The 25,691-nt window shown below is 70.2% G+C and carries 25 protein-coding genes and 1 pseudogene; 12 read left to right on the forward strand and 14 right to left on the reverse strand.

Annotated features, from left to right (window positions below; translation table 11 throughout):
* Nucleotides 1-187 precede the first annotated feature (187 nt).
* From Actob_RS26300 to Actob_RS26315, 4 genes are all read right to left on the reverse strand, one after another.
* The gene (locus Actob_RS26300) at nucleotides 188-1,141 is read right to left on the reverse strand and encodes an S-4TM family putative pore-forming effector (RefSeq protein WP_284914492.1); all 954 of its coding nucleotides are present in this window, start codon (nucleotides 1,139-1,141) and stop codon (nucleotides 188-190) included.
* 171 nt (nucleotides 1,142-1,312) lie between these two features.
* Complete coding sequence (locus tag Actob_RS26305) at nucleotides 1,313-1,528, reverse strand: hypothetical protein (RefSeq protein ID WP_284914493.1); 216 nt, start codon at nucleotides 1,526-1,528, stop codon at nucleotides 1,313-1,315.
* A gap of 13 nt (nucleotides 1,529-1,541) precedes the next feature.
* Nucleotides 1,542-2,105, reverse strand: coding sequence for a hypothetical protein (locus Actob_RS26310; RefSeq protein WP_284914494.1), 564 nt, complete (start codon nucleotides 2,103-2,105; stop codon nucleotides 1,542-1,544).
* A gap of 37 nt (nucleotides 2,106-2,142) precedes the next feature.
* Complete coding sequence (locus Actob_RS26315) at nucleotides 2,143-3,288, reverse strand: AEC family transporter (RefSeq protein WP_284914495.1); 1,146 nt, start codon at nucleotides 3,286-3,288, stop codon at nucleotides 2,143-2,145.
* A gap of 73 nt (nucleotides 3,289-3,361) precedes the next feature.
* On the opposite strand from Actob_RS26315, the gene Actob_RS26320 reads away from it, so the two are divergent.
* Together Actob_RS26320 and Actob_RS26325 are read left to right on the forward strand one after the other, a co-directional pair.
* On the forward strand, nucleotides 3,362-5,278 hold the full coding sequence (locus Actob_RS26320; RefSeq protein ID WP_284914496.1) for a DUF6461 domain-containing protein: 1,917 nt from the start codon (nucleotides 3,362-3,364) through the stop codon (nucleotides 5,276-5,278).
* Nucleotides 5,279-5,540: 262 nt separating this feature from the next.
* The gene (locus Actob_RS26325; protein ID WP_284914497.1) at nucleotides 5,541-6,350 is read left to right on the forward strand and encodes an SAM-dependent methyltransferase; all 810 of its coding nucleotides are present in this window, start codon (nucleotides 5,541-5,543) and stop codon (nucleotides 6,348-6,350) included.
* A gap of 58 nt (nucleotides 6,351-6,408) precedes the next feature.
* Here Actob_RS26325 and Actob_RS26330 read toward each other — a convergent pair whose 3' ends face one another.
* Both Actob_RS26330 and Actob_RS26335 read right to left on the reverse strand, forming a co-directional pair.
* The gene (locus tag Actob_RS26330) at nucleotides 6,409-7,233 is read right to left on the reverse strand and encodes a phosphotransferase family protein (RefSeq protein WP_284914498.1); all 825 of its coding nucleotides are present in this window, start codon (nucleotides 7,231-7,233) and stop codon (nucleotides 6,409-6,411) included.
* Nucleotides 7,234-7,381: 148 nt separating this feature from the next.
* A complete protein-coding gene (locus Actob_RS26335) occupies nucleotides 7,382-7,726 on the reverse strand; it encodes a cupin domain-containing protein (RefSeq protein WP_284914499.1) in 345 nt (114 codons plus the stop codon).
* 47 nt (nucleotides 7,727-7,773) lie between these two features.
* Here Actob_RS26335 and Actob_RS26340 point away from each other — a divergent pair, with 47 nt between their 5' ends.
* Nucleotides 7,774-8,523 (forward strand): TetR/AcrR family transcriptional regulator, encoded by a 750-nt coding sequence (locus Actob_RS26340; protein ID WP_284914500.1) that lies wholly within the window; start codon nucleotides 7,774-7,776, stop codon nucleotides 8,521-8,523.
* A 537-nt stretch (nucleotides 8,524-9,060) separates the two neighbouring features.
* Here Actob_RS26340 and Actob_RS26345 read toward each other — a convergent pair.
* Nucleotides 9,061-10,137 (reverse strand): FAD-dependent oxidoreductase, encoded by a 1,077-nt coding sequence (locus Actob_RS26345; RefSeq protein WP_284914501.1) that lies wholly within the window; start codon nucleotides 10,135-10,137, stop codon nucleotides 9,061-9,063.
* A gap of 82 nt (nucleotides 10,138-10,219) precedes the next feature.
* On the opposite strand from Actob_RS26345, the gene Actob_RS26350 reads away from it, so the two are divergent.
* From Actob_RS26350 to rox, 3 genes are all read left to right on the forward strand, one after another.
* Nucleotides 10,220-10,861: a TetR/AcrR family transcriptional regulator gene (locus Actob_RS26350; RefSeq protein ID WP_284914502.1), complete on the forward strand. Its 642-nt coding sequence runs from the start codon at nucleotides 10,220-10,222 to the stop codon at nucleotides 10,859-10,861.
* 376 nt (nucleotides 10,862-11,237) lie between these two features.
* Complete coding sequence (locus Actob_RS26355; protein ID WP_284914503.1) at nucleotides 11,238-13,514, forward strand: putative bifunctional diguanylate cyclase/phosphodiesterase; 2,277 nt, start codon at nucleotides 11,238-11,240, stop codon at nucleotides 13,512-13,514.
* Nucleotides 13,515-13,761: 247 nt separating this feature from the next.
* Entirely contained in the window at nucleotides 13,762-15,171 is a 1,410-nt protein-coding gene (gene rox, locus Actob_RS26360) for a rifampin monooxygenase (RefSeq protein ID WP_284914504.1), read from the forward strand.
* Here rox and Actob_RS26365 read toward each other — a convergent pair.
* Nucleotides 15,132-15,830: a TetR/AcrR family transcriptional regulator gene (locus tag Actob_RS26365; RefSeq protein ID WP_284914505.1), complete on the reverse strand. Its 699-nt coding sequence runs from the start codon at nucleotides 15,828-15,830 to the stop codon at nucleotides 15,132-15,134. The genes rox and Actob_RS26365 overlap by 40 nt on opposite strands.
* A 161-nt stretch (nucleotides 15,831-15,991) precedes the next feature.
* Between Actob_RS26365 and Actob_RS26370 the strand changes: the two genes are divergently transcribed.
* Nucleotides 15,992-17,158, forward strand: a complete 1,167-nt coding sequence (locus Actob_RS26370) for an alginate lyase family protein (protein ID WP_284914506.1) — start codon at nucleotides 15,992-15,994, stop codon at nucleotides 17,156-17,158.
* 51 nt (nucleotides 17,159-17,209) lie between these two features.
* Here the strand turns inward: Actob_RS26370 and Actob_RS26375 are convergent, their stop codons facing one another.
* A complete protein-coding gene (locus Actob_RS26375) occupies nucleotides 17,210-17,452 on the reverse strand; it encodes an aldo/keto reductase (RefSeq protein WP_284914507.1) in 243 nt (80 codons plus the stop codon).
* Nucleotides 17,453-17,594: 142 nt separating this feature from the next.
* Nucleotides 17,595-18,779: an MFS transporter gene (locus tag Actob_RS26380; protein ID WP_284914508.1), complete on the reverse strand. Its 1,185-nt coding sequence runs from the start codon at nucleotides 18,777-18,779 to the stop codon at nucleotides 17,595-17,597.
* A 279-nt stretch (nucleotides 18,780-19,058) separates the two neighbouring features.
* Between Actob_RS26380 and Actob_RS26385 the strand changes: the two genes are divergently transcribed.
* A complete protein-coding gene (locus Actob_RS26385) occupies nucleotides 19,059-19,496 on the forward strand; it encodes a MarR family winged helix-turn-helix transcriptional regulator (protein ID WP_284914509.1) in 438 nt (145 codons plus the stop codon).
* On the opposite strand, the gene Actob_RS26390 is transcribed toward Actob_RS26385, so the two are convergent.
* Together Actob_RS26390 and Actob_RS26395 are read right to left on the reverse strand one after the other, a co-directional pair.
* Nucleotides 19,474-19,641 carry a hypothetical protein gene (locus Actob_RS26390; RefSeq protein ID WP_284914510.1) on the reverse strand — a complete coding sequence of 56 codons (168 nt, stop codon included), beginning with the start codon at nucleotides 19,639-19,641 and terminating at the stop codon, nucleotides 19,474-19,476. The two genes, Actob_RS26385 and Actob_RS26390, sit on opposite strands and share 23 nt — an antisense overlap.
* 106 nt (nucleotides 19,642-19,747) lie before the next feature.
* The gene (locus Actob_RS26395) at nucleotides 19,748-20,545 is read right to left on the reverse strand and encodes a cyclase family protein (protein ID WP_284914511.1); all 798 of its coding nucleotides are present in this window, start codon (nucleotides 20,543-20,545) and stop codon (nucleotides 19,748-19,750) included.
* Between the two features lie 240 nt (nucleotides 20,546-20,785).
* Here Actob_RS26395 and Actob_RS26400 point away from each other — a divergent pair, with 240 nt between their 5' ends.
* Together Actob_RS26400 and Actob_RS26405 are read left to right on the forward strand one after the other, a co-directional pair.
* Nucleotides 20,786-21,535, forward strand: coding sequence for an SDR family oxidoreductase (locus tag Actob_RS26400; RefSeq protein ID WP_284914512.1), 750 nt, complete (start codon nucleotides 20,786-20,788; stop codon nucleotides 21,533-21,535).
* A gap of 1 nt (nucleotide 21,536) precedes the next feature.
* Entirely contained in the window at nucleotides 21,537-22,244 is a 708-nt protein-coding gene (locus Actob_RS26405) for a histidine phosphatase family protein (protein WP_284914513.1), read from the forward strand.
* A 405-nt stretch (nucleotides 22,245-22,649) separates the two neighbouring features.
* Here Actob_RS26405 and Actob_RS26410 read toward each other — a convergent pair whose 3' ends face one another.
* A complete protein-coding gene (locus Actob_RS26410) occupies nucleotides 22,650-22,973 on the reverse strand; it encodes a hypothetical protein (RefSeq protein ID WP_284914514.1) in 324 nt (107 codons plus the stop codon).
* Nucleotides 22,974-23,270: 297 nt separating this feature from the next.
* Between Actob_RS26410 and Actob_RS26415 the strand changes: the two genes are divergently transcribed.
* Together Actob_RS26415 and Actob_RS26420 are read left to right on the forward strand one after the other, a co-directional pair.
* Nucleotides 23,271-23,465 carry a hypothetical protein gene (locus Actob_RS26415; protein ID WP_284914515.1) on the forward strand — a complete coding sequence of 65 codons (195 nt, stop codon included), beginning with the start codon at nucleotides 23,271-23,273 and terminating at the stop codon, nucleotides 23,463-23,465.
* A gap of 216 nt (nucleotides 23,466-23,681) precedes the next feature.
* A pseudogene (locus tag Actob_RS26420) lies at nucleotides 23,682-23,984 on the forward strand (transposase family protein); the annotation flags it as partial.
* A gap of 69 nt (nucleotides 23,985-24,053) precedes the next feature.
* Here the strand turns inward: Actob_RS26420 and Actob_RS26425 are convergent.
* Complete coding sequence (locus Actob_RS26425; RefSeq protein ID WP_284914516.1) at nucleotides 24,054-25,322, reverse strand: MFS transporter; 1,269 nt, start codon at nucleotides 25,320-25,322, stop codon at nucleotides 24,054-24,056.
* Nucleotides 25,323-25,691 lie beyond the last annotated feature (369 nt).

Genomic DNA, 25,691 nt, shown 5'->3' on the forward strand with positions numbered 1-25,691 from the left:
CGGTTTTCGTGACCACCCGCGGACGTCGCCCTGGCGGGCCGGGCGTTCGGGACGCGCCAGCGTCCTGCCCGGCCCGTCAGGGTCCCTGGCGGGAGCGACGATCGGTGATCAGCGCGGATCCGAGTCATCGATCCTCCGAAGGTGATCTCGGCAGGAATCCGGGTGAGCCGGAGCGGGACGCCGGCGGTCACGACTTGTCGGGTGTGCGGGGGCGGGCGCGGACCTGCAGGCCGGCCGCGAGCAGGGTGTTGCGGGCCTCGGCGAGGCCGGCCGAGAAGTCGCTGCAGTCCTGGGCGTAGTAGCGCTGGAAGAACCAGCGCGGAACCCGTGGAGCGCGGCGGCGGGAGAGGAAGAGCTGGTCCTGGACCTGGCGGGCCATCCGGCAGAGGTCGCGGGCGACTTCCGGGTCCAGGCCGGCGTGGGCCAGCTGGGCGCAGCGGGCGCGGGAGTAGGCACAGACCCGCTTGCGGTCGGCGGCGACCGTGCGCTGTTCCCGGAAGGTGTCCCAGCCGAGCATGAACATGCCCAGCGACGGCACGCACCACTGGACGAACAGGTCGGTGATCGTGGAGTTGCGCAGCATCCCGGTGATCAGCCCGAGCAGCGCCCAGCCGATTATCGCGAGCATCACCATCTGGGCGTACCGGCGGCGGACCCGGCTGCCCCAGGCGAGGTTCTGCTGCTGGCGGGCGAGCACGTCGAAGGGCCGGGGCAGGTTCGGCATCTCGTGGTGGTCGCGGGGCGGGTCGCCGCGGTACCGGCTGCTCAGGTGCCGGACGTCCTCCGGGGAGATCTGGTCGCCGGCCAGGATGCAGTTCCACGGCAGGTGGAAGAAGCGCACCTCGAACGCCTCCTGCAGCAGCGCGGACCGCAGCAGCTCACGGTCCGCCCAGGAGGCGAGGCCCAGCGAGTACGCGAGAGCCCAGAGCACCCCGATGACGGAGAGGACGACGCTCAGCGGCTTCCCGGTGACCGCGCCGACGAAGACGGCGAACAGGCCGGTGGCGGCCAGCCCGGCGGAGATGACGACGCGCAGCGCGGCGAGGCGTCTGACCCGGGCGTGCGAGACGGCTGTCGCGCGCAGGAGGTGACTCAGCGTGGGGTCGATCGGGCGCTGGCGCACCGGTCGGCGATCGGTCATGACTGTCACCGCCTCGGACAGTGACGTCGGGTAGGGAGTTCCCTGGGGAACGATGCCCAATGTTATCGCGAAATGGACCGACGATTGTCTATACCAGCAGCTCACGTGCGATATACGGATATTTAGCGCACGGTTGTCAACCAGCTACGCACGGTGAGCGTCGCGCGTACGTCATCCTCGTTGTAGCGAAGCAGCCGCACGGTCGCCGACGCGGGCCCGCTGGTGCCATTCCTGGCACTGACGGCCGACCGGATCGTCGTCCCGCCAGCGGAAACCGGCGCCGTGCACGGCGACCGTCTTCAGCCCCACGCCGGCACGTGACTCGACGGCGGCGCGCACGGCACGCGCCGCGTAGCCGCCGAGCAGCACCGGCCGACCGTTGATCATGCGCGATGCCGGATCACTCGCCGTCGTCCGGCTCGTCGACCCCGGTGATCGACACCAGACTGACCGGTACGCCGGCGCGGGTGGCCCGGTTGACCAGCTCCTGGCCCAGCGGGGCGTCCTCGCCGGCCGGGCAGCGCCACCAGCCGCTGACCTGGTCGGTGCCGGGGAACAGCATGCCGCAGGTGGTCCAGCCGCCGGCGAACGGGAACGAGCGCAGCGCCCGGGCCAGCCGGTCGACCGCACCGGAACTCAGCCCCGGGACCTTGAGGGTGGCCAGGACCAGGCGTTTCTCCGGCAGGTCGGCCTCCGAGTCGGTGAGATCGAGGGCGTCGTGCTCGTTCAGCACGGCGGCGGCGATCCGGTGCATGCCGTCCAGGATCTCCCGCGCCGCCGGGTCGACCAGGATCGGCTCGGCGAACCCGCCGTGCAGCACCAGCTCGGCCCGCAGCAGCTCGACGACCTGGGCGCTGTCCGGGTCGGCGAGGAGGCCGGGAACCGCCCGTTTCCAGGTCACGCCACCGAAGGCGGGCCGGAACGCGGCCAGCACCTCGGTGAGCGGCATCCGGCGTACGGTCACTGGCGAAATGGTGCCACGCGCGGATTGACCTGCCTATTCACCGAAGGGTGAACAACAGTGTCGCCAATAGGACCACCGGTGCGCAGAGCATCGTGGTGAGCAGGATGGTGTCCCGGGCCAGGACCAGGCCGGTGCCGGACCGCTGGCCGTACAGGTAGACGTTCTGGGCGGTGGGCAGGCAGGCGAGAACGGTCACCGCGTACGTCTCCTCCGGCGACAACCGCAGGCCGGCGGCGAGCAGGACAGCGAACAGCGGCATGGCTGCGGATTTGAGCAGGACGGCGGTGACTGTCGCGGCGCGGTCCGGGCCGGGGGCCAGCACGCGGCGGCCGGAGAGCGACATACCGAAGGCGATCAACACCATCGGTACGGCGGCGTTGCCGATGGTGATCAGGGGGTTGAGGAGCGAAGCGGGGAGGTGCAGGCCGGTCAGGGAGACGATGGCGCCCAGGAGCACCGCGACGATCATCGGGTTGCGCAGTGGGGTGGTCACGGCGTCCCGGAGGGAGGCCCGGCCGGTGCTGGAGAGGTCCAGGAGGGTCAGGGCGATCGGGGTGATCACCAGGAGTTGCAGCATGATGATCGGGACCACCAGGGCGGCGTTGCCGAGGATGTAGGTGGCGATCGGGATGCCGATGTAGTTGGCGTTGACGTATCCGGCGGACAGCGCGCCGATGATGCGCGTGCCCTGCGCGGTTTTTTCACCTTTTCCGCCGTCGCTCGCGCCCCCTCCGCCCTTCTCACCGTCCCTCGCGTCTTCCGCGCCGCCGCTTGCGGGCTGGCCGCCGCCTCTCGCGGGCCGGCCGCCGCCCTCGCCGCCCCTCGCGGTCCGCCCGCCTTCCCCGCCGCGCCTCGCGGCCTGGCCGCCTTCCCCGCCGCGCCTCGCGTTCTGTCCTTGGTCCCGGCTGTCACTTGGGTTCCTTTTGGCGGCCTTGATCGACAGCGGGTGGAGGACGAAACAGATCAGGGCGGCGCCGGCCGAGACCAGCAGCGGCCCGCTGAACAGCGCGGTCAGGTCGGCGCCGGCCACCCCGGTGAAGAGCAGGCACGGATTGAGCACCAGCCAGACCACCCGGGCCAGCACGGTCTCGGCGTTCGCCGGCAGGTCCGCCCAGCGGCGCAGCCCCCAGCCGGCCGCCACGATCACCCCGATCAGCAGGAATCCGGAGAGCGCCGCCAACATGATCAGCGACGCTATCGGGCGACCGCTGGCCGAATCGACTTCGGGGTACGGCGCTCGGTCGTACGGTGACCGGGTGGGGGACGAGGCGGCGGAGTACTACGACCGGATGCTGGTGGACGCGGAGTGGGGTGAGGCGTTCTGCCTGACCTTCGTCCGGGGGCTCGACGACGCCGCGCTGGTCACCGCGTTCGGTGGCGACCCGTCGACGATGCTGTCGCAGGCGGAGCTGGCGCAGATTCTGGACACTTTTCCGTACGGCGAGGAGCCGGCCACCCTGGTGGTCGCCACCCTGGGCGAGTGGCGGATCGGCATCGAGATCAACGGCTGCCAGGGCAACCGCTCGGAGGTGCTGCGCCGGGCGGCCGCCGCCGGTGACGGGGTCGCGCTCAGCGTGTACCGCAACGTCAACGGGCGTTCCGAGTTCTCCTATGTCCGGCACGACAGCACCCAGGTGGTGATCGACCAGATCCGGCCGGAACGGCGTACCGGCGAGAATCCGGGGCTGCTCGACGAATACCTGGACGGGCTGCCCTTCGGGTACGAGGACGACCTGATCCCGGAGGCCGCCGGGCTGGCCCTGGCGGAACGGCTCACCGGCGTCCGGCTGCCGTTCGACCTGATGGAACGGGACCTGCCCGGGGCGGTGCTGGCTCTCGTACCGGACGACCTGGTGCCCGAGGGCGGCCGCGGGCTGGCCGCTCTCGAGCACCCCTTCGTGCAGCGGATGCTGGCCGCGCCGACGTGCGAGAACGTCCCGGCGATGGTCGCGTTCCGGGCCCGGCTGATCGCCGAGGACGCCGGGCTGCTCGGCGAACCGGTGATCAGTGAGGTGCTGGCCGCCCTGGACGCGAACCGGGAGGTCGGGCCGGAACTCCGAGCCCGCCTGCGTGAACTGCACGAACGGGTCGGCGACGAACTGGGGGCGATGAAAGCGGTCCAGGACATCGCGGCCGCCGCGATGCCGGCCGAGGATCCGCGGGACCGCTTCGGTACGACGTATGCGCTGCGGGACAGCGATCGCAGCCTGCAGGCCGTGGTCCTGAGGCGCTGCGCACTGCGGGCTCTGCGGGAGAGGCCGCCTGTCCCAGCGTTCTTCGCGACGTCCGCCTCTGTTCACGGCACCGCCGTCGGTCACGGCACACCCTCCCACGCCACACCACCACACCCGGCCGGCCGCAGCACGCCCTCCCCTGCACCCGCACACAGCACCTCGACGCACCCGACCGGTCAGGGGACCGCCTCCCCGGCGCCGGCCCACAGCACCTCGACACACCGCACACCTTCACCCACACCGGCCGACAGCACCTCGACACACCGCACACCTTCACCCACACCGGCCGACAGCACCTCGACACACCCGACCGGGCGCGACGCACCCGGCCACGCCGCATCATCGAGCCCGACCGGCCGCAGCATGCCCTCCCCTGCACCCGCACACGGCACCTCGACGCACCCGACCGGTCTGGGCACGCCCGCGCCTGCGCCGGCGCACAGCACGTCGAGGCACTCGGCCGGTCCCGGGCTCGGCTCGACCGCGGCCTACGGGGTGATGGCGAAGGAATTCGCCAGCTGGGACGCGGAGAAGCAGCGGGCCGCGGCACGCTGGCTGGCACGGCGGGCGTTCGAGGCGGCGGGCTTGGACAAGCTGGACTGGGCGCGGCCGGCCCTGGAAGCTCTCGACCGCGGAGACCCGCTGCCGTTCCCGGACAGGCACGCGGTGTTCCGGCTGATCTCGGCAGCCGCGCTGGTGACCGCGACCACCGGCCTGCCGCTGGACCAGGTGGGCGACCGCTTGACCGAGACGCAGCGCGCCGAGCTGCGCGAACGCATCGATCGCGCCCCCATGGCGGTGATCACCATCTTCAACACCGTGCACCCCGACCCCGCCAAGGCTCTGACCGACACCTTCACCACCGCCCTGGAAACCTTCGACGGCCGTGACGAAGACCTGACAACCGAACTCCGCACCCGCTTCGGCGCCACCACCTGATCACTTCCCGAACCCCTCCACACCACATCCCCGCCGCAGTCCTCTCGCCGCCGTCGACAGCTCCGCGGACGTCACCTCTGCCGTACCTCTTCTTCTCGGCCGGCTGGCCTTCGTTGAGCCCTGCCCTGCGCCCCCAGCTGGGCCTTCTTCTGCTGTGATCGATCTGTCCATTCCGGATTGAAGATCGAGTACTACGATGCGGACAGATCCCGGCCGAGCGCGGCCCGGATCGGCACGTTTCGCTCGCCCGAAGGAGGCGTCGGTGGCTGACCGGCGACACGCACTGGACCGGATCGACACGACCGTGGCGCATCCGGCCCGGCGCTACAACTACCTGCTGGGCGGGAAGGACAACTTCGCAGCGGACCGGGCCTCGGCCGAGGCGATCGAGGCCGCGATGCCGACGATCCGCTTGGCGGCCCTGGAGAACCGGGCCTTCCTGCAGCGTGCCGTGCAGTTCCTGGCCGAGCGCGGCATCCGGCAGTTCCTGGACATCGGCACCGGAATCCCGAGCGCGAACAACACTCACGAGGTGGCCCAGCGCATCGACCCGGCGGCCCGGATCGTCTACGTCGACAACGACCCGATCGTCCTCACCCACGCCCGTGCCCTCCTGACCAGCACCTCGGAGGGCACGACCGCCTACATCGACGCGGACCTGCGCGAGCCGCAGAGCATCCTCGACGACCCGGAGTTGCAGGCGACTCTCGACTTCACCCGGCCGATGGCGGTGATGCTGGTAGCCGTCCTGCACTTCATCCGCGACGACGAGGACCCCCAGGGCATCGTGGACACTCTCATCGACGCCCTGCCCGCCGGCAGTTACGTAGTCGCCTCCCATTCCACCTGGGAATACCTCCCGTCTGAAGCAATCGAGCAGCTCGAAGCCGCCAACCCCGACGGCCGCTTCCGTGCCCGCACCGGCGAACAGCTGGAGAAACTCTTCTCCCGCCTGGACCTCATCGAGCCCGGTGTCCAGTCGGTGTCCCAGTGGTGGTCCGAGCAGGCCACCCAGCCCCGCCCTCCGATCGAGGACGTAGCCTTCAACGCCATCGTCGGCCAAGTCCGCTGAGCCGAAATCCCGACCACAGTCAAGCCGAGATCGGCGCGCCCCATCCAGCGGCCAGAACTCAACTCGGGAAAAGCCACTCCAGGGCCGTGAGGGACTTCTCGACATAGCGAAACTTTTCGGTCTCGACGCCGTAGGCGAGGTCTTCGAGAACCCCGCACCGCGCGTAGAAAACGGCCCGCTCCGTCAACCTCCGATCCGTCGCGCACAGTGCGGCCGGCCCGAGGTCCCGATAGAGCCGACCGTGATCACAGGCCGGATCGACCAGGGCGGCGTCAGCCCAGTCGATGACGCCGGTGACCTTGCCGGAGTCGTCGGCCAGGACGTGCTCGATGCCGAGGTCGTTGTGGGAGAACACGAGCTGATGATCGTCAATCGGTGGCTCGGCACGCAGAAACACCTCGATCCTCTCGCGGTAGACCTCCGGCACATGCGCGGCGACGGCTGGATAGAGCGCAGCCGCCTCCCGTAACCACTCCCCCAGCGGCTCCTCGTCGGGGAGGGCCCCGGCCGGCCGGACGGCATGCAGTGCGGCGAGCAACTCACCGAGCACGGCGACGATCGGTTCGGCGTGCGCCATGCGGAACCCCTGTGGCAGCTCCAACAACGGCACACCGGGAAGCTTGTAGTAGGCCAGGCAGCTGCGCTCCGGCAGTACAAAGGCTGGACTCGGCACCGCAACGGTTGCGACCGCCGCGACCGCAGCCAGGATGCCTGCCTCGCGCGCCGTCCCCTCCGGGTCGTGGGACCTGCGAACGCGTACGATCAGGTGGCCGTTGATCTCGAAGGCATAGTTGTCCAGCCCGTCGCCGAGCGGCACCACCGAGTCGATCTCGTAGTCGGGCATCCCTAAGCCGACGATATCGCGAACCTCCGCCTCGTCCATGGACTCATCGTGGCAGGACCAACCCGCCGAAGCGGTGCCTAGTGGTCCCGCCTGCGAGACGGTCCACCGCGCGACTTGTCGTGCACACCGACAGCGCTCCATGGCCTTCCCGTGCGACCGGCTCGACCGCAGCGGCCGGGCGAGGCACTCAGGTGGCCTGTGGCCCCAGCACGCTGGGGCCGGGAACAGGTGCCGGCTCTTTGAGCTCGACGAAGATCGAATGGGTCGCCGTGTCGCCGATGTTGAGCCCGGCATGCTCCTGCGCGCCGAGCCAGCGCACCACCCCCGCCGGCAGCTCCACCTCGACCTCCTGGTCACCGTTGCTGATCCGCCGGCGGAAGGAACTCAACGTGAACATCACGCTGTCGGGATGGCGATGCGGGTGGGTCTGATCGCCGGGAGCGTCCCGGTACTCCAGGACTCGGACCCGCTCATTTTCGAAGACCACCTTGTAGAACTCCGGGTCGGTGACGGCCGGGTCTTCGGCGCTCATGGCATCCTCCTTGGCTTCGTTCGTGGGATTACGGTACCATCATGGGCATGGCGATGCCATATGAGACGACCGGCCGGACCCGGCAGAAATCACGCACCCGACAGGCACTGATCGACGCGACCCGCGAGCTGCTGGCCGGCGGACAGACACCCCGGGTGGAGGACGCGGCTGCTCACTCGGGCATCTCCCGCACCACCGCTTATCGCTATTTCGCCAACCAGCGCGCACTGCTGCTGGCCACCCAGCCGGAAATCCATCCGGACACGCTGCTCGGCCCGGAGGCGCCCACCGATCCGCGCGACCGGCTGGACGCCTTCATGGCCGCCTTCAGCCAATACAACTTGCAGTGGCAACCCCAGCTCCGATCCGCCCTGCGCCTCTCCCTGGAGCCCACCTTTCGTGGAGCCAGCCATGAGCCATCGACAGCACCATCACCCCCGAGCCAACCGGCCCCTCCGGCGCACGACGCCGCGGCCACCGAGCCCGGGCGACCGCTTCTCCGGCAGGGCCGGGCCGTCGCCTGGATCGAGGACGCGCTCGCCCCACTGGAGCACAGCCACCCGCGCGTCGACCGCCATCGGCTCGCCATCGCCATCCGGTCGGCCACCGGCATCGAGTCGTTGATCTGGCTGCAGGACGTCGCCGGCCAGAGCCCGGCCGAGGCCGCCGAAACGGTCCGCCACACCGCCCGGGCGCTCCTCGACGCCGCGTTGCGCCAGAGCCTCGATCACGCGGACCCAACACCCGAAGCCGCTGATGCCGCAGGCAAAGGCGCTCCCTCTTCACGAAGCAGGTGAAGGCGCTTCCTCATGACAAGATCTGTCGGTGTAGCTGGGGTTTCCCGGGGCGATGTCCGAGCGGCGGGTGCGGCACCTGGGCGGTGAAGGCGGCTGGCACGCCTGTGGGTTTCGCGCGGCGCGCTGTCGGCCGGCTGATCCTGCCGGTGGGCCGACCTCACGCCACGGGGCCGGTCGCCGGAGGACAGCCGACACACACCCGGACCGCGCACGGCACGCTGCCAACCGGCCGATCCTGCCGGTAGGCCGACCTCACGCCACGGGGCCGGTCGCCGGAGGACAGCCGACACACACCCGGACCGCGCACGGCACACTGCCAACCGGCCGATCCTGCCGGTAGGCCGACCTCACATTACGAGGCGGCCATCGGAGGACGGCCGACACCGCATCCGGACCGCGCGGCGTGCTGCCGACCGGCCGATCCTGCCCGTGGGGCGCTCACACAACGAGACGGTCGCCGGAGGACGGCCGACACACACCCGGACCGCGCGCGGCACGCTGCGAGCCGGCCGAGCCTGCCGATGGGCCGACCGCACGCTACGGAGCGGTCATCTGGGCGATCATGCGGACCGACTGCTCGACGGTGTCGAAGCCGCGCGGGAGCATCACCTTCTCGTAAGCGGCCACGGCTTCGAGCAGTGGCTTTCCGGCGAGCAGCTCGCCGGCGAGGGTGGCGGCGTCCTGCAGCGCGGTGTTGGCACCGACCCCGCCGGCCGGCGGCATGGTGTGCACGGCGTCGCCGAGCAGGGTCACCGGGCCGGTGGGCCAGGCGTCGACACGGTCACTGGCTCGGATGGCGATCGGGAAGAAGGAGGTGCTGTCGGCGTACGCAATGATCTTCTGAATCTCCGGGTGCCAGTCGGCGGTCGCGTCGGCAACGGTCCGCCAGAGTTCCGCCGAGTCGTGCTGTCGCCGGTCGAAACGGTCCGCGGCCGCGACGAGGGCGATCATCAAGTAGCCGGGGCGGCCGTCGCGGAAACGCATCGGTGCGAAGCCGGCGCCGAAGCCCTTCCGGTCGGCGACCCAGCAGAAGCCGCGCTCGAAGTCCGGCGGAAGCGGCGCCCCGGGCAGCGGCATCCGGCCATAGACGCAGCGGATGCCGAGGTCCCGCGGCGCCACCCCGGGCAGAAGTCGCCGGCGCACCGCGGAACCGACACCGTCCGCGCCGACCAGCAGGTCTCCCTCGTCGAAGCCGATGCTCACCCGGCCGGCCGGAGTGATCTCATAGCCGGTCACCGGCCGGCCGAAGAACACCACTTCCTCCAGGCCGGTGAGCAGGCCCTGCCGGAACGCGTCCCGGTCCACGTTGGTGAGTTCGCTGTCCGGAACGCCGGGGAACTCCTGAGCGTGCACCTGGCGCAACTCGTGCGTGAAGGAGGCGACCAGGTCGCCGTTGACGCCGCCGGTGTCACGCACCCGGTCGAGCACCGCGGTCGGCAGGCAGGCCCGCAGACCCGCGTTCCCGTTCGGGTCGACGTGCAGCCGATAGCCCTGGTTGCGGCTGCGCGGGCTGGGCTCCCGCTCGTAGACGGCGACGTCGAGGCCGCCCTGTCGTAGTGCCTGGGCGAGTGCGAGACCACCGATCCCGGCGCCGCTGATGAGGATGCGCGTCATGCCGGGCACGGTATCAACCAGATGCATGATTCTGTCAATCAGATGATTACTTGACTGTCTCAAGCGGCTGTATGATCAGCGCGTGCCGTCATCAAGTCCGCGCAGGTCACCCGGCGCGCAGGAGCGTCAGCGCGATCCCGAGCGCACCCGGCAGCGGATTCTCGAGGCCGCCTCCGCCGAGTTCGCCGAGCATGGCTACGCCGGCGCGCGCACCCGGGCGATCGCCGCCCGCGCCGGGGTCAACCAGCAGCTGGTGTCGTATTACTTCGGGGGCAAGGAAGGCCTGTACCGGGCCATGTCCGAGCAGTGGGAGCGGCGGCGGGCGGAGCTGTCCCCGCCGGGCGTCTCGCTGCCGGAGCAACTGCGCGCCTACGCCCTGGAGGCGCTGCGCAGCCCGGAGGGTGTCCGGATGTTCGCCTGGAGCGGCTTGCAGTATTCCGGGCCGGAGCAGGACCCGGACCGCGAGTCGCGGACCCGGATGCTGCAGGGCGGCGTCGACCATCTGCGCGCCATGCGGGCGGCGGGGCGGTTGCCGGCCGAGGTGGATCCGGCCTGCCTGCAGGTGATGCTGATGGCCGCGTGCATGGCGACCACCACGCTGCCGCACGTGATCGAGGGGCTGTGCGGGACGGATCCGCGGTCGCCGGAGTTCGTCGAGCACTTCGCCGATCAGGTGGCGGTGATGGCTCGCCTGCTGGGACTGGACGAGGCTCCGGCGGGCTGAGTCCGGCCGAATCGCCGCCAACCCGGCCAAACCTGGGCACTTCACGCCCATAATCGAACGCGGGACGAAGATCACTGGCGGCCTGAGGGAGAGACGCGCGGAAGAGGCGACGCCCGAAGAAGCCGCACAGAGGAAACGGCACAGAAGAAGCAGCACGGACGAAAGGGCACGGAAGGGACCGCGCCCAAGAAGCGGCTGGCCAGAAGCGGCACGGGAGGAACCGCGCGGACGGCAGCCGCGAGAGAGGACGCGGAAGCAGGCGAGGACCGGCTGCCGAGACCGGCAAGGTTTCCGGAACGGTGCGGAATCAGGGCGAGTCCTCAGCACGGTCGGCGGCTGACCGATCACCGAGCATGGTGGCGAAGTGAGGAGGACGATGATCAGCCGCTCGGCGATTGCTCGTCTGGCCCGCTCGGCCGGCTTCCTCATCGGTCTCCTGGTGCTCGTGACGAGCGTGGTGACCAGCGTGCTCGCGGCCCGCGACAAGCAGGCCACGGCGCAGGACCATACCCTCGACCTCACCCTGGAGCAGCAGACAGCGGCGGTCCGCAACTACTTCGACCAGTCCCGGGCGATCGCCCAGATGCTCGCGGACAGCCCGGTCTTCATCGACTTCTACCAGGCCCCGGGCACCAACCAGCAGAAGATCGCGGCCGGCGGCCCGCTGCTCGACCGGGTCAACGACACGCTCGCCTACCTGGAGGAGCTGTATCCGGGGCGGATCAGCGAGGCCTGCTTCGTCGACCGGGACGGCACCCAGATCGCCCGGGTCGTCGACGGCTATCCGACCGATGCCAAGAATCTGCGGAAGAACGAGCAGAAGGCGTCGTACTTCGCGCCGACGATGGCGCTGGGCCCGGCCCGGGTGTACCAGACCCGGGCGTACCAGTCGCCGGACACCGGGCGAGCGGTGATCTCGAACTCGATCCTGCTGACCGCGTACGGCCACACCGGCATCGTGCACTTCGAGACCAGCCTGGACAGCTTCCGGATGCCGGCCACCACCGGCGACCGGACGGCGTCGATCGTGGACGCCGAGTCCGGGCAGGTGTTCGTCGACTCCCGGGCCGCGTCCACGATCACCGGGAACGCCGACCAGACGTTCGTGCCGCTGGCCAGGGCGGGCAAGCTGAAGGGCACCACCACGCTGGACGGGCGGCGGGTGGCGTACCAGCGGATGCCGGCGACGCTGAACAACGCGAACGACTGGTACGTGGCGGTCTCCGCCCCGGCGGCCGGCGGCGGCTGGACCCGGGGCTTCAGCGTCTGGTCGCTCTCGCTGCTGCTCGGCGCGCTGCTGACAATCCTGGTGTCCGGGCTGAGCTGGCGCAGCCACTCGCTGTCGGTACGCCGGGCCGCCTCCCACGACGCGCTGACCGGCCTGCCGAACCGGGAGAAGTTCACCGAACGTACCCGGAACGCGTTGCGCGGCGGCCGGCCCGCCGCCGCCCTGATCATCAACCTGCAGGGCTTCCGCAACGTCAACGACGTCCTCGGGCACCGGCACGGCGATCTGCTGCTCACCCAGGTGGCGCAGCGGCTCACCGACGCCGCGCCGGCCGGCGCCGCGGTGGCCCGGATCGGCGCCGACGACTTCGCGGTGCTGCTGCCCGGCGACGACCTGGCCACCGCCCGGGGTACCGCCGAGAAGCTGCTCGCCGCGCTGCACCGGACGTTCCTGATCGACGACTTCCAGCTGGACGTGGAGGCGAACGCCGGGCTGGCCGCCGCCCCGGAGCACGGCACCGACGCGGAGACCCTGCTGCGGCACGCCGACGCGGCCCTGCACCTGGCCCGCGAGCAGGCGGCGACAGTGCAGGAGTACGACGCCGCGCACGACACCGGCGCCGACCACCGCCTGGAGCTGCTCGGCGACCTGCGCCGGGCGATCGGCGACGACGATCAACTGTCGCTGCACTACCAGCCCAAGGTGTGCCTGGCCACCGGCCGGGTCACCGGGGTGGAGGCGCTGATCCGCTGGCAGCACCCGAAGCTGGGCCGGATGGCGCCGGACCGCTTCATCCCGATGGCCGAGTCGACCAGCCTGATCCGGCCGCTCACCGCCCACGTCCTGGACATGGCGGTCCGCCAGGCGAGACTCTGGGCTGACCGGGGCACGCCGCTGCCGATCGCCGTCAACCTGTCCACCCGCTGCCTGCTCGACCCGGGCTTCGCCGGGCAGGTGTTCGGCCTGCTGTACCGGACCGGGCTGTCCGCCGCACTGCTCAAGCTGGAGATCACCGAGAGCGTGGCGATGGCTGATCCGGATCGGGCGCTGACGGTGCTGCGCGCCCTGCACGACGCGGGCATCAGCCTGTCCCTGGACGACTTCGGCACCGGGCACTCGTCGATGGCGTACCTGCAGCGCCTGCCGGTCGACGAGCTGAAGATCGACAAGTCGTTCGTGCAGGCCATGGCGGGCAGCCGGGCCGACGAGGTGCTGGTCCGGACCGCGATCACTCTCGGCCACAACCTGGGGCTGTCGGTGGTCGCGGAAGGCGTCGAGGACGAGGCTGCGGTGGTGGCGCTGCGCGCGCTGGGCTGCGACATCGCCCAGGGTTACCACTACGCCAGGCCGATGCCGCCGGGCGAGTTCGACAACTGGCTGACCACTTACACCGAGTCGCTCTCGGCGCTGACCGCGGGCGGCTGACGGGCCGCTTCCCGCCCCGCTCACCCCGATTTCCGGTACGCCACGCGCATCCGCCGGGCGGCGCTCCGAGGTGGCGCGCGGCTCGTCACGTCGTACCGTGAAAGGGCGGACCGCCGGAAACGCGGCCATTTGGTTTCCCGCCACCTTAACCGTAGCTCGGGAATGGGGGCTTGCGGCAAGGCCCCCTCGGTGGCGGAGAATCGCCGGCTGTACGGCAATTACGGCGAAACAGCGATGGGGGTTCTTCGTGATTGACGTGATCATCGCCGGCGGTGGTCCGACCGGCATGATGCTCGCGAGTGAGCTGCGACTGCACGGCGTGCGGGTGGTCGTGGTGGAGAAGGAGATCGAGCGGCCGCCGCACGTCCGCTCGCTCGGGCTGCACATTCGCAGCATCGAGATAATGGATCAGCGGGGCCTGTTGGAACGATTTCTGGCGGCCGGGCGGCAATATCCGCCGGGAACCGGATTCGGTGGCGTGCACAAACCGGCGCCGGAACGGCCGGACACCGCGCACGCCTTCACTCTCGGCATCCCGCAGCCGGTGACGGACCGGCTGCTGGCCGAGCACGCGGCCGAGTCCGGTGCGGAGATCCGGCCCGGCTGCGCGCTGACCGGGCTGCGCCAGGACGACTACGGGGTGACCGCCGAGCTCGCCGACGGCACCGAGCTGCGCGGTTCCTTCCTGGTCGGCTGCGACGGCGGCCGCAGCACGGTGCGCAAGCTGCTCGGCGTCGAGTTCCCCGGCGAGCCGTCGCAGACCGACGCGCTGCTCGGCGAGATGGAGCTGACCGCGCCGGCCGACGAGGTGCTCGCGGTGATGACCGAGGTCCGCAAGACCGAGTTGCGGTTCGGCGCCGGGCCGAGCCGGGACGGGCTGTACCGGGTGGTGGTCCCGGCCGCCGAGGTGGGTGCGGCGCAGCCGACGATGGAGGAGTTCCGGCGGCAGCTGCGGGCCTATGCCGGTACCGACTTCGGGGCACACTCGCCGCGCTGGCTGTCCCGGTTCGGCGACGCGACCCGGCTGGCCGCGGCGTACCGGACCGGCCGGGTGCTGCTCGCCGGCGACGCGGCGCACGTGCACCCGCCGCTCGGCGGGCAGGGGCTCAACCTGGGCGTGCAGGACGCGGTGAACCTGGGGTGGAAGCTGGCCGCCGAGGTGGGCGGGTGGGCGCCGGCCGGGCTGCTGGACACGTACCACGCCGAGCGGCATCCGGTGGCGGCCCAGGTGCTGGACAACACCCGGGTGCAGTCCGAGATGCTCAACAGCGCGGCGGTTCGCCGGTTGATCGGCCGGTTGATGGACTTCGACGACGTCCGGCGATACCTGTTCGGACAGGTCAACGCGATCGACATCAGGTACGACCTCGGCTCCGATCACGACCTGGTCGGGCGGCGGCTGAAGGACGTACGGCTCAAGCACGGCCGGCTGTTCGAGCTGATGCGGACCGGCCGGGGTCTGCTGCTCGACCAGACCGGACAGTTGTCGGCAGCGGGGTGGACCGACCGGGTGGATCACGTGGTGGAGGTCAGCGAGGAGCTGGACGTACCCGCCGTCCTGTTGCGACCGGACGGGCACGTCGCCTGGCTCGGCACCGAGCAGGACGAGCTGGCGGCTCAGCTGGCTCGGTGGTTCGGCAGCGCCGGTACCCCCTGAACGCCCTCCACCAGCACGTTGAACGCCCAGGCCAGCCGCTGCTCCCCGGTCCCGGAGAACAGCTCGTCGCGGGCCTGGGCGATGTGCGGGAACTCTTGCTCGGACGCCTCCCGCAGCTCGGTCACCAGCATCCGGTGCTCGTCGTCGGCGTCCGCCGCCTCGCCACGCGTGCCCTGCTCGGCGGCGGTCGCGGTGCCGAGCTGGAGCAGCAGGTCGACGCCCCAGGCGGCCTGGCCGACCGGCACCCCGCCGGCCCGCAGCAGCCCGAGCAGGGTCTCGATGAGCCGCACGTAATGCGGGCCGGACGGGCGCAGGGCCAGCACCGAACGGGCCAGGCTCGGCCACGCGATCAGCAGCCGGGTGTAGGCGGTCATCAGCTCGACCAGCTGGTCACGCCAGCGAGCCGGGTCGGGAGGCGGCAGGGTGAGGTCGGCGAGCAGCTCGTCGAGGATCGCGCCGTGCAGCTCGGCGGTGTTCCGCACGTAGACGTAGAGTGACGCCGGGCCGGTGTCCAGCTCGGTCGCCAGGCGGCGCATGGTGAGCCGTTCCAGGCCCTCCTCGCGCATGATCCGCAGCGCCACGGCGACCGCGCCGGCCCGGCTGAGTGGGGGTTTCGCGGGCCGGTCACGCCGGCTGACCGGTTCACGCCGTGGACTCATAACGCGATCGTACCGAACACGTTCGTACGCCGCCAGCTGGTTACTCTTCGGGTAGTTGACAATTCCGTCGCGCCCGGCGACAGTCTTCCGGCACCCCGGAAGATCACACAGCTTGGAGCACCTGGATGGCACGCCGCCCGATCGCTGTTCTCGCAGGTGCGGTGGCAGCCACGCTCCTCGCCGCCGGGATCGGCACCGCTGACGCGGCGACCACCACCGGCATCGCCGCACCGGCCGCCGGGACCGGCTTCCACCACCCGGGGGTCCTGGTCAGCCAGGCTCAGCTCGACTTCGTGAAGGGCAAGGTCAAGGCCGGCGCCCAGCCGTGGAAGAAGGCCTATGACGCGATGATGGCGAGCCCGTCCGCGTCTCTGGACTACACGCCGACGCCGGTCAAGGTGGTGGAGTGCGGGCCGTACTCGCAACCGGACGTCGGCTGCGGCGCCGAGCGCCGCGACGCCTTCGCGGCCTACACCCTCGCGCTGGTCTGGTCGCTGACCGGCGACGATCGGTACGCCAAACGCGCGATCACCGTCATGGACGCCTGGTCGGGGACCATCACCGCGCACACGAACAGCAACGACGCGCTGCAGTCCTCGTGGAGCGCGTCGGTCTGGCCCCGGGCCGCCGAGATCATCAAGTACCGGTACCGGGCCTGGCCGAACGCGGCCCGCTTCGCCACCATGCTGCGCGCGGTCTACCTGCCGATGGCGCAGGCCGACCGCTCGTCCTGGAACGGCAACTGGGAGCTGACCCAGCTGGAAGCCACCGTCGGGATCGCTGTCCACCTCGACGACCGGGCGCTCTACGACCGGGCGATCGCCCGGTTCCGCAAGCGGGTCCCCGCCTACATCTACCTGACCTCGGACGGCGCCCTCCCGAAGCCGCCGCCGACGACCACCATCGACACCCGCGCCGAGATCGTCAAGTACTGGTACGACCAGACGACGTTCGTGGACGGGATCGCGCAGGAGACGTGCCGCGACTTCACCCACACCGGTTACGGGGTGGCCGCGATCAGTCACATCGCGGAGACCAGCCGGATCCAGGGCCGCGACCTCTACCCCGAGGTGAAGGACCGGCTGCGCCACGCCATGGGATTCCTGTCCCGCTACGCGACCGGCGACCTGCCGGCCTGGCTGTGCGGCGGCAAGGTGGCGAACCGCTGGGTGGGTCCGGTGACCGAGGTCGGCTTCAACGCCCTGCACAACCGGATGGGCGTCCAGATGCCGGCCACCGAGAAGCTGACGTTGTCGCAGCGCCCGGCCGGCGACAACAACCTGATGTCCGCCTGGGAAACCCTCACCCACGCGAACAACCCGGCGTGACGTCCGGGCACCGGCACCCGCCGCCGGCTCGGCCGGCGACGGGTGGGTGGGTCAGCCGTTGAACCTGGCGGGGTGCGGGCCGGTGCGGCCGTCTCGCTCCAGGGCGTCCAGGGCGTCGAGTTCGGCGCCGGTGAGAGTGAAGCCGAAGACGTCGGCATTGGCGGCGATGCGCGCCGGGGTGACGGACTTCGGGATGACGATGCGGCCCTGCTGGAGGTGCCAGCGCAGGACCACCTGGGCCGGGGTGACGCTGTGCGCCCCGGCGGCGGTCACCACCGCCGGCTCGGTCAGCACGGCGCCCTGTCGGCGTCCGGGATCTGGAAGACGCCGAAGCCCAGCTGCGGGATCTCGACGCCGTTGTTGAGCGTGACGGTGGGGATGTCGGTCATTGTTGTCCTTCGACGCTGGATCGGGGGGTACGGGAACGAGTCGCGGATCAGTGGGACGTGGAGAGGAGTTCCCGCGGAGCGCTGTTGAATTCACCGCCGGGGAGGCGGGTTGCCAGGGTGTAGACGAGCAGGGCCGCCAGGGTGACGGCGGCACCGGCCCACAGCGGGGAGCGGTAGCCCAGGCCCGCGGTGATGGTCAGGCCGCCCAGCCAGGCGCCGAAGGCGTTGCCCACGTTGAAGGCGGCGATGTTCGCCCCGGAGGCCAGCGCCGGGGCGTGCGCGGCGTGCCCCAGGATGCGCATCTGCAGGCCGGGGACGGTGGCGAAGCCGAAGCCGCCCATCAGCAACAGGCCGGCCACGGCGGCGACCGGGCTGCCGGCGGTGAGGGCGAACAGGGCCAGGACCGCGGTGAGGCCGGCCAGCAGGACCAGCAGGGTGACCGGAAGGTTGCGGTCGGCCGCGCGGCCACCGGCGATGTTGCCGGCGAACAGGCCCACCCCGAAGACGATCAACAGCCACGGTACGGCGGCGGCCCCGAACCCGCTCACCCCGGTGAGCGTGTAGGCCAGGTAACTGAAGGCACCGAACATGCCACCGAAGCCGAGGACGGTCACCAGGATCGACAGCCAGACCTGGACGCCGGCGAAGATCCGGAACTCGCCGAGCAGGCTGCCGCCGCGCGGGGCGGGGGTGGCCGGGGTCAGCGCGGCGATGCCGATCAGGGCGAACACCCCGACGCCCGCGATCGCCCAGAACGTGGCGCGCCAGCCGGCGGCCTGGCCGAGGAAGGTGCCGAGGGGCACGCCGAGCACGTTGGCGACGGTCAGGCCGGTGAACATCATCGAGATGGCGGCCGCCTTGCGGTCGGCGGCGACCAGGTCGGCGGCGACCACCGAGCCGATACCGAAGAACGCGCCGTGGCAGAGGGCCGCGAGGATCCGGCCGAGCAGCATCAGACCGTAGGTCGGCGCGATCGCGGAGAGCAGATTCCCGGCGATGAACAGGACCATCAGGGCCAGCAGCGCGCGGCGGCGGTCGATCCGGCCGAGGGCCGCGGTGAGCACTATCGCTCCGACGGCCACCGACAGGGCGTACCCGGAGATGAGGCCACCGGCGACCGCCTCGGAGACCCGGAAGTCGGCAGCCACCTCGGGTAGCAGACCCGCGATGACGAATTCGGTCAGGCCGATGCCGAAGCCGCCGATGGCGAGGGCATACAGGGCGATGGGCACGAGGACTCCTCCAGCGCGGGTCGAGATAGGCCGCTCACGCAATAACCAGCGCGTGCATTAGTTGCAAACGCAACGGTGTTGATAGTTGCAGGCGCGGTATATCGGCGCAAGGCGGTGTAGGGTGAGGAGCGTCTCGGCGGGCCGGAACCGACGGCTCGGACTCGATGGTGAGACGGCTTCGACCGGTCAGCGAGACGGCCCGGATCGACGGCGAACGGGAGTCACCCGGGGCGTCGACGGGCGGCCGGGACGCGGCCGAGGAATGCGCGGGGAGCGACGATGGGCATCGGTAACGACGCGGTGGAGATCCGCGCGCAGGGCTGGCGCCGGCTCGCCGCGCTGCACGGCCTCATCGAGACAGCGCTGGAGAAGGAGTTGCAGGCCACTCACCGGTTGTCGGTGGTGGAGTTCACGGTGCTGGACGCGCTCAGCCGGCAGGACGGCTGGCACATGCGGATGCAGCAGCTGGCCCGCGCCGCCGCCCTGTCCAGCAGCGCGACCACCCGCCTGGTGACCCGCCTCGAGGACCGGGGGCTGCTCACCCGGATCCTGTGCGCCGACGACCGCCGCGGCATCTACACCGAGCTGACCCCGGCCGGGCAGCGGCTGCTCGCCGAGGCGCGACCGGCCCACGACCGGGCGCTCGAGGAGTCACTCGCCCAGGCGGAGCGACTCCCCGAGCTGGAAACCTTGGTCACCGCGTTGCATCAGGCCTGAAGGGCGACGCCGGGTCCGGCTCCTCCTCGTCGGGCCGGTGTCCCGGGGCCGGGACGCTCTCGGGCTTCTCGTGGGCGGGCAGGTCTTGCAGGTCGATCGGGCGTTCGATGCCCGGCCGGCCGGCGGGTTCCGGAACGGTGGTCATGACAGCCTCCTGATCATCACCGGTCGGGTACCCGCCGGACCGGCCGGCTATGCCAGGCGCGGCGCGCGACTTCCGGGCCGCCCGGCCCGGGACGCTCCGGGCGCGATCACCAGGTGGCCAGGACGCGCGCCTGCCCGCCGGACCCGCCCTCGTACGGAATGAGGCCGACGAAGATGGTGGCGCCGCGGCGCGGCAGGTGCCGCAGGTTGGCGAGGTTCTCGATGCCGTAGCGGTCGGCGCCGGTCAGCGCCAGGTGGGTGTCGAAGGTGGTGGAGACACCGGGGTCGATGCTCAGCGTGTCGACACCCAGCGAGCGGATCCGCCGGTGCCGCAGCAGCCACTCGCACGCGTCCACGCCGAAGCCGGGGAAGTGCAGGGTGCCGGCCGCGTCGGTGCCGCGGTAGGCGTCCGGGTCGCCGACCTTGGCGCCCCAGCCGGAGTACATCAGCACGGCGGCGTCGTCCGGGATCCGGCCGTACCGGCGTTCGAAGGTGCGCAGGTCGTCGACGGTGACGACGGTGTCCGGGTGCCGTGCGGCGCGGGCCGCGATGTCGATCACGACCGCCGGCAGGACCAGCTCGGCCGGGCGCAACTCGGTGGAGGTACGGCCACCGGCGGTGAAGTGCGCGGGCGCGTCGACATGGGTGCCGATGTGCTCGATGAGCCGCCACTCCTGCATGTAGTAGCCGTCGGCCGGGATGGTGGTGACGGTCCGGCGGACCGCCTCCTCCCCCGGGCTGAACGCCGGGAAGGCCGGGCCCAGCGGGTAGGTGAGGTCGTGCGGGCCGCGCCCAGCGGCGGCGGCCGGGGCGGGCTCCCCGACGGCGACCGCCGCCGCGACGCCCGCCCCGCCGAACAGCGCCGCTCGGCGGGTCAGTCCGTGTTTGCCCGGCTCGGTGCACATGTGTCAGCTCCCTCGACTCGGCGTCAGGTCCGCCCCTCATCGTGCACATCGGACGGCCGCCGCGGGAGCCCACGGCGGAAACCGGTCACTACCGGGCGACCGGCCTGGGCCTGTTCCCGCTGCTCGGTTACGGCAGCTGAGCGTGTCGGTGGTCCCGGTCCGGCGGGTGCTGGTCGTCATCCCGCGCCCGGAGTGCCACCCGGATCTTGCGTTTTCCGAGGCAGCCCCTACGGTGTCGGCATGCCACAAGGAGTTGTGCTGATCACCGGGGCCAGCGCCGGCCTCGGCGAGGAGATGGCCCGGCAGTTCGCCGCGCTCGGCTACGACCTCGCGCTCTGCGCCCGCCGGACCGACCGCCTGGAACGGCTGCGCGACGAGGTGACCGCCGCGTACCCCGGACGGCGGGTGAGCGTGCGGGCGCTGGACGTGACCGAAGACGACGCGGTGTTCACCGTGTTCCAGCAGTTCGCCGACGAGTTCGGGACGATCGACCGGGTGGTCGTCAACGCCGGGCTGGGCAAGGGCGCGCCGCTGGGCACCGGCCGCTTCGACGCGAACCGGGCGACGGCGATGGTCAACTTCGTGGGCGCGCTCGCCCAGACCGAGGCGGCGCTGCGGATCTTCCGTAGCCAGCAGCGGGGCCATCTGGTGTTGATCTCGTCGATGTCCGCGCTCCGCGGCATGCGCAGGTCGATGACCACCTACGCCGCGACCAAGGCGGGCGTGGCCGCGATCGCCGAGGGCGTCCGGTCCGAGCGGGTGCCCGGCGTGGACGTGTCGGTGATCTACCCGGGCTACATCCGCTCGGAGATGAACGAGCACGTCACGCAGAAGACCCGGTTCATGGTGGACACCGTGACGGGCGTGCGGGCGATGGTCGCCGCCATCGAGAAGCGCAAGGTCAAGGCGTACGTGCCGGCCTGGCCCTGGGTGCCGATCGGGGTGGCGATGCGGTTGTTGCCGCTGTCCGTCGTACGGAAAATGGTGTGAAATGGGTCGTCTCCTCCTGATCCGGCATGGTCAGGCGTCCTTCGGCGCCGACGACTACGACGCGCTCTCCGATCTCGGGCACGAGCAGGCGCGCACACTGGGGCGGGCACTCGCGGCCCGGGGCGCCAAGCCGGCCCTGGTGCTGCACGGCACGATGCGGCGGCACGCGGAGACCGCGGCCGGGGTGCTCGACGGGCTCGGCGCGGCGGTGCCGATCACTACCGACCCGGGGTGGAACGAGTTCGACTTCCAGCACGTCGTGGAGATCCACCGGCCACTTTACCGGGACCGGGCCGCCATGATGGCCGAGCTCGGCCTCGCCGAGCGGCCCGACCGGGCGTTCCAGGAGGTGTTCGACGCGGCGACCGCGCGGTGGTCGTCGGGCCAGTTCGACATCGAGTACGCGGAGTCGTTCACCGGCTTCCGCAACCGGGTCGCGGGCGCGCTGACGGCGGCCGCGGACCTGTTGCGGCAGCACCGCGACATGGTCGTGGTGAGCTCCGGCGGACCGATCGCGATGGTGTCCGCGCTGCTCACCGCGGGGCTGGACGCCCCGGCGGGCACCCTCGCCACGGTGTGGGCGGCGCTGAACCGGGTGTCGGTGAACACCGGGATGACCAAGGTGATCTCGGGCCGGAGCGGGTTGTCGCTGTCCACCTTCAACGAGCACACCCACGTCGAGTTGCCGGGTCTGCTCACCTACCGCTGACCGGCACTCTCCAACCCGGTTACGCGAGTTCGATTCGCGTCGCCCGCTCCAAGTACACCCTGCTCAGCTACGGCGTGCATCCCTGGCGGAAATCTGAAGACACCAGCTTGGCGTCCAGCGCCTTCGTCATCTCTACGAGGCGGTCAGCGTTGCACCGGCGACAGCGCGGCGTCGGGCGCGACTGCGCTGGCCGACTCGCTCGGCCCTCGTCATGGGCCGGGCGTCTGTGGCCGCCTGAAGCTTCTCTTAGGTCGCCGGTGCCCTGGTGTCGTCCGGGTGCCGTCAGTGCATAGGTGGCCCCATCCGTGACGGCCGCAGAACGCGCGTGCGGCAGCGGTCTTGACGAGGTTGATCGCCATAGCCATCTCAATCTGCGGCTTCACCTCAACCAGGACGCAACGGTCCTCATCCGAGCGCCTGCAGGGTTCGAGCGGCGTCGCCGTGCAGGCCGAGCCGTTCGGTGACGATGCGTCGGCTGCGCGCGGTGCCAAGCCCGCCAATGGCCGCGGCGATCAGGTCCCGGACAGCGATGACAGCATCGGGTTCTGCGCTGGCCAACGGGATCCAGGTGAGAGCGGCTGTGCCGCCTCCGTCCCACGCGCATTCGCGCACCCACCGGGCGAGGAGCAGTTCCCGGTACGTCGGTACCGCTCCTCGCCTGCGGCGTGCAACCACGGTTCGGCATCGGAGGACGAGCGGAAGGTCTTGAAAATCGAGATGGGCGTCCACGTGTTCGCATGATCGAACGACGCGTGAGCTGAGAACCCGCATCGTCATCATCGGCGGCAGACGAACGAATCTCATCCTCGACCTCATACCGATAGGGCGACCACCGTTCATTCTGATAGGCGACCACCCCTCAGAATGAACGGTTACTTGCAAGTAATGCCAAAAAGCCGAACCGTTACCTGCGGGAGCTCCAGGCGCTATTGACGCTCGCTCGCCGTTACGCGATCCTGCGGAGCAGGGCGGAGTAACCAAGATGGATCTCTCTAAAGGAAAGATCCATCTGGGAAGGGTGTCCGTATGAACTCCGCCATTCGCACACTGTGGTTCGCGCTCATGATTCTGGCAAGCGTGGTGATCGGCTCAGCGGCCGGCCTGCTAGCCTGGGTCGGCGGTGACACCGTCGCAACGGCCATCCTCAAGGGTGGCGGCAGTACCGGAGGCTCACTTGCTTTGATGCTCGCATTATTCCGTTTCCTCGAAGCCGGAAAATAGGGAGCGCTGCCCGGCTTCCGATGGCACTTGGATCCGCCGATCCACTCAGGCTTAGCGAGGCTGGCTGATCCAAAACGGCAGTTCGGGGCCATTGCCGACTATGGGGTTTCTGCACGTGCAACTTGCAGCCCATACCGGCGCACGAGCGGCAGGCGGGGCGGAGGCGGCAGGAACGGCCATGGGGACAGGCTGTGTCCAAACCGCCCCGGAACCCGGCGGGTCGCCGACCAGAAGCCGTACTACTCCGGAAAACACCAGCGTCACGGTGTCAACGTGCAGGTCATCGCCGACGCGGCCGGGCGCCTGGTATGGGCCTCGGCCGCGCTGCCCGGCGCGACCCACGACCTTACCGCTGCCCGCACCCACGGCATCATCGAGGCGCTGACCAGCGCCGACGTGATGACCTTCGCCGACAAGGGCGATCCTGGCCAAGCTCGCTGCTGCCCGCGCCGAACGACCGCGATCGCGCGGGCCATCCTCGTTCTGCACCACGTCGAAGCCAACCGATACGCAAGATAAAGGGCTCAATGTCGACGCAGCAGCTCACCACCCGCTTCTCTGCAAGGCTCGGGGCTGCAGTGCAGGCCGTCACCGACTCTCATTTGCGACAGCGCTCCATGTATCTGGCGGTCCCAGTGAACGGACAACGGGACTCACCAAGAGCGGGACAGTGCTGAGAAGGATCAGCACAACCCCGAAAAGTGTTGCGGCCCGACCGCCGGCAGATCCGACCAGCACTCCAGCTATGACCGGAGCTACGGGTGATGCGACGTTGCTGATGAATCCGGCGGCTGAGTTCATCCTCCCTTGGAAGCCGTCAGGTGTCGTGGCAGCCAGGAAAGACGAGACCCCCGCGTTGTTTGCCGGGAGCAGAACCATCCCGCCTGCCAAGAGAGCTCCGATGATGACTACGTTGTGCGCCCATGCCATGGGGGCGATAACGGCCGCGATGACCAGCGTCGCTGCGATGGTCATCGCACCGGTAGGGACGCGGCGTATGAGTATCGGTGCCAGCATCGCGCCCAGCAGACCCGCCGTGGCGGCGATCGCTTCCACCGTACCGATCGCAGCCGGGTGGACCCCGGCTCGGACCAGGCGCAGCGTCACACTGACGAAGACGAACGTAACCGCGAAGTTGAAGATCGCACCCCAGATCATCAGGGTTCGTATGCCGATGTTGCGCCACACGAAGCTCAGGCCTTTGCCTAGTTCGCGGGCGAACGAGCTGTCGCCGGCGTTCGCCGGCGCCGGCAGCGCCGACCGGAGCTGGGAGATGGCTAGCGCCATCAGGCAGTAGGAAGCTGCGTCTACGAGAAACGGCAGTCCACGTGCAATCGAGAACAGGGCACCACCCAGGGGCGGCCCACCGAGACTGACGGCATGTTGCCGCGCTTGCAAACGCGTATAGGCTAGCGGGAGCTGTTCCGACGGAACCACCGCCCGAATCGCAGCCGATGCCGCCGGGTCGAGGAATGCGCTGACAACCCCGCTGGCAAACCCACCTACGACCAGGTGAGGCATCGTCAGGGCATGCGAGAGCGTCGTTATGGCCAGACTGCTGAAGACGGCGAACCCGGCAAGATTTCCGACGACGAGCACGCGTCGACGCGGCCAGCGGTCCACCAGAGCTCCGGCAGGAAGGCCAGCTACTACCTGTCCCAGCAGCATCGCTGCGCTAGCGAGGCCCGCCTGCGCCGCCGAACCGCTGATGGCATATCCCACCAGAGGGAAGACCAACAGGCTCATCGACGACCCGAGATCTGATACAGCCTGGCCGCACCAGAGGATCGTGAAGTCGCGGTTGCGTCGTAGCTGTGACCCGCCCTCTGTCCCTCGCTCGCCGCTACCCGACTCCACGTTTTGCGCTCCCATCTCCCGCGAACAGCCGGATCAGCCGTTCGACGACCTGCCCAGCGGAAACGCGTCTTCACCACCACCCCGCGGAATCTCGCCACGGGTTACAGACAGTCGCTCCAAGCCGACTTTGCAGATCAGCTTGCCTGAATAGAAGACGTCGGTCGATGAGTGTATGGCTTCGGGGAAACGCGACTGAACCCATGCCAACCCGCGCCTGGGTGCGAGGGAGTGACCGCCACCCTCACGACCTGGAAAGTACTGGTTAACCCCTGCCGCTATATGGCCCCGCGGCCGCGATCGTGCTGGCGTCCCTCGCTCTGCACGACTTCGAGGCCAACCGCTACCCAGGTTGAAGATGGCTCACTGAAC

Origin of the sequence: Actinoplanes oblitus (assembly GCF_030252345.1) — a bacterium.
In the GTDB taxonomy this organism is placed as follows: Bacteria; Actinomycetota; Actinomycetes; order Mycobacteriales; family Micromonosporaceae; genus Actinoplanes; species Actinoplanes oblitus.

Coding starts and splice junctions, on each gene's coding strand:
- Actob_RS26300 (WP_284914492.1), bottom strand. CDS start 1,141: ATGACCGATCGCCGACCGGTGCGCCAGCGCCCGATCGACCCCACGCTG.
- Actob_RS26305 (WP_284914493.1), bottom strand. CDS start 1,528: ATGATCAACGGTCGGCCGGTGCTGCTCGGCGGCTACGCGGCGCGTGCC.
- Actob_RS26315 (WP_284914495.1), bottom strand. CDS start 3,288: ATGTTGGCGGCGCTCTCCGGATTCCTGCTGATCGGGGTGATCGTGGCG.
- Actob_RS26330 (WP_284914498.1), bottom strand. CDS start 7,233: ATGGACGAGGCGGAGGTTCGCGATATCGTCGGCTTAGGGATGCCCGAC.
- Actob_RS26335 (WP_284914499.1), bottom strand. CDS start 7,726: ATGAGCGCCGAAGACCCGGCCGTCACCGACCCGGAGTTCTACAAGGTG.
- Actob_RS26340 (WP_284914500.1), top strand. CDS start 7,774: ATGGCGATGCCATATGAGACGACCGGCCGGACCCGGCAGAAATCACGC.
- Actob_RS26345 (WP_284914501.1), bottom strand. CDS start 10,137: ATGACGCGCATCCTCATCAGCGGCGCCGGGATCGGTGGTCTCGCACTC.
- Actob_RS26355 (WP_284914503.1), top strand. CDS start 11,238: ATGATCAGCCGCTCGGCGATTGCTCGTCTGGCCCGCTCGGCCGGCTTC.
- Actob_RS26365 (WP_284914505.1), bottom strand. CDS start 15,830: ATGAGTCCACGGCGTGAACCGGTCAGCCGGCGTGACCGGCCCGCGAAA.
- Actob_RS26385 (WP_284914509.1), top strand. CDS start 19,059: ATGGGCATCGGTAACGACGCGGTGGAGATCCGCGCGCAGGGCTGGCGC.
- Actob_RS26390 (WP_284914510.1), bottom strand. CDS start 19,641: ATGACCACCGTTCCGGAACCCGCCGGCCGGCCGGGCATCGAACGCCCG.
- Actob_RS26395 (WP_284914511.1), bottom strand. CDS start 20,545: ATGTGCACCGAGCCGGGCAAACACGGACTGACCCGCCGAGCGGCGCTG.
- Actob_RS26400 (WP_284914512.1), top strand. CDS start 20,786: ATGCCACAAGGAGTTGTGCTGATCACCGGGGCCAGCGCCGGCCTCGGC.
- Actob_RS26405 (WP_284914513.1), top strand. CDS start 21,537: ATGGGTCGTCTCCTCCTGATCCGGCATGGTCAGGCGTCCTTCGGCGCC.
- Actob_RS26415 (WP_284914515.1), top strand. CDS start 23,271: ATGAACTCCGCCATTCGCACACTGTGGTTCGCGCTCATGATTCTGGCA.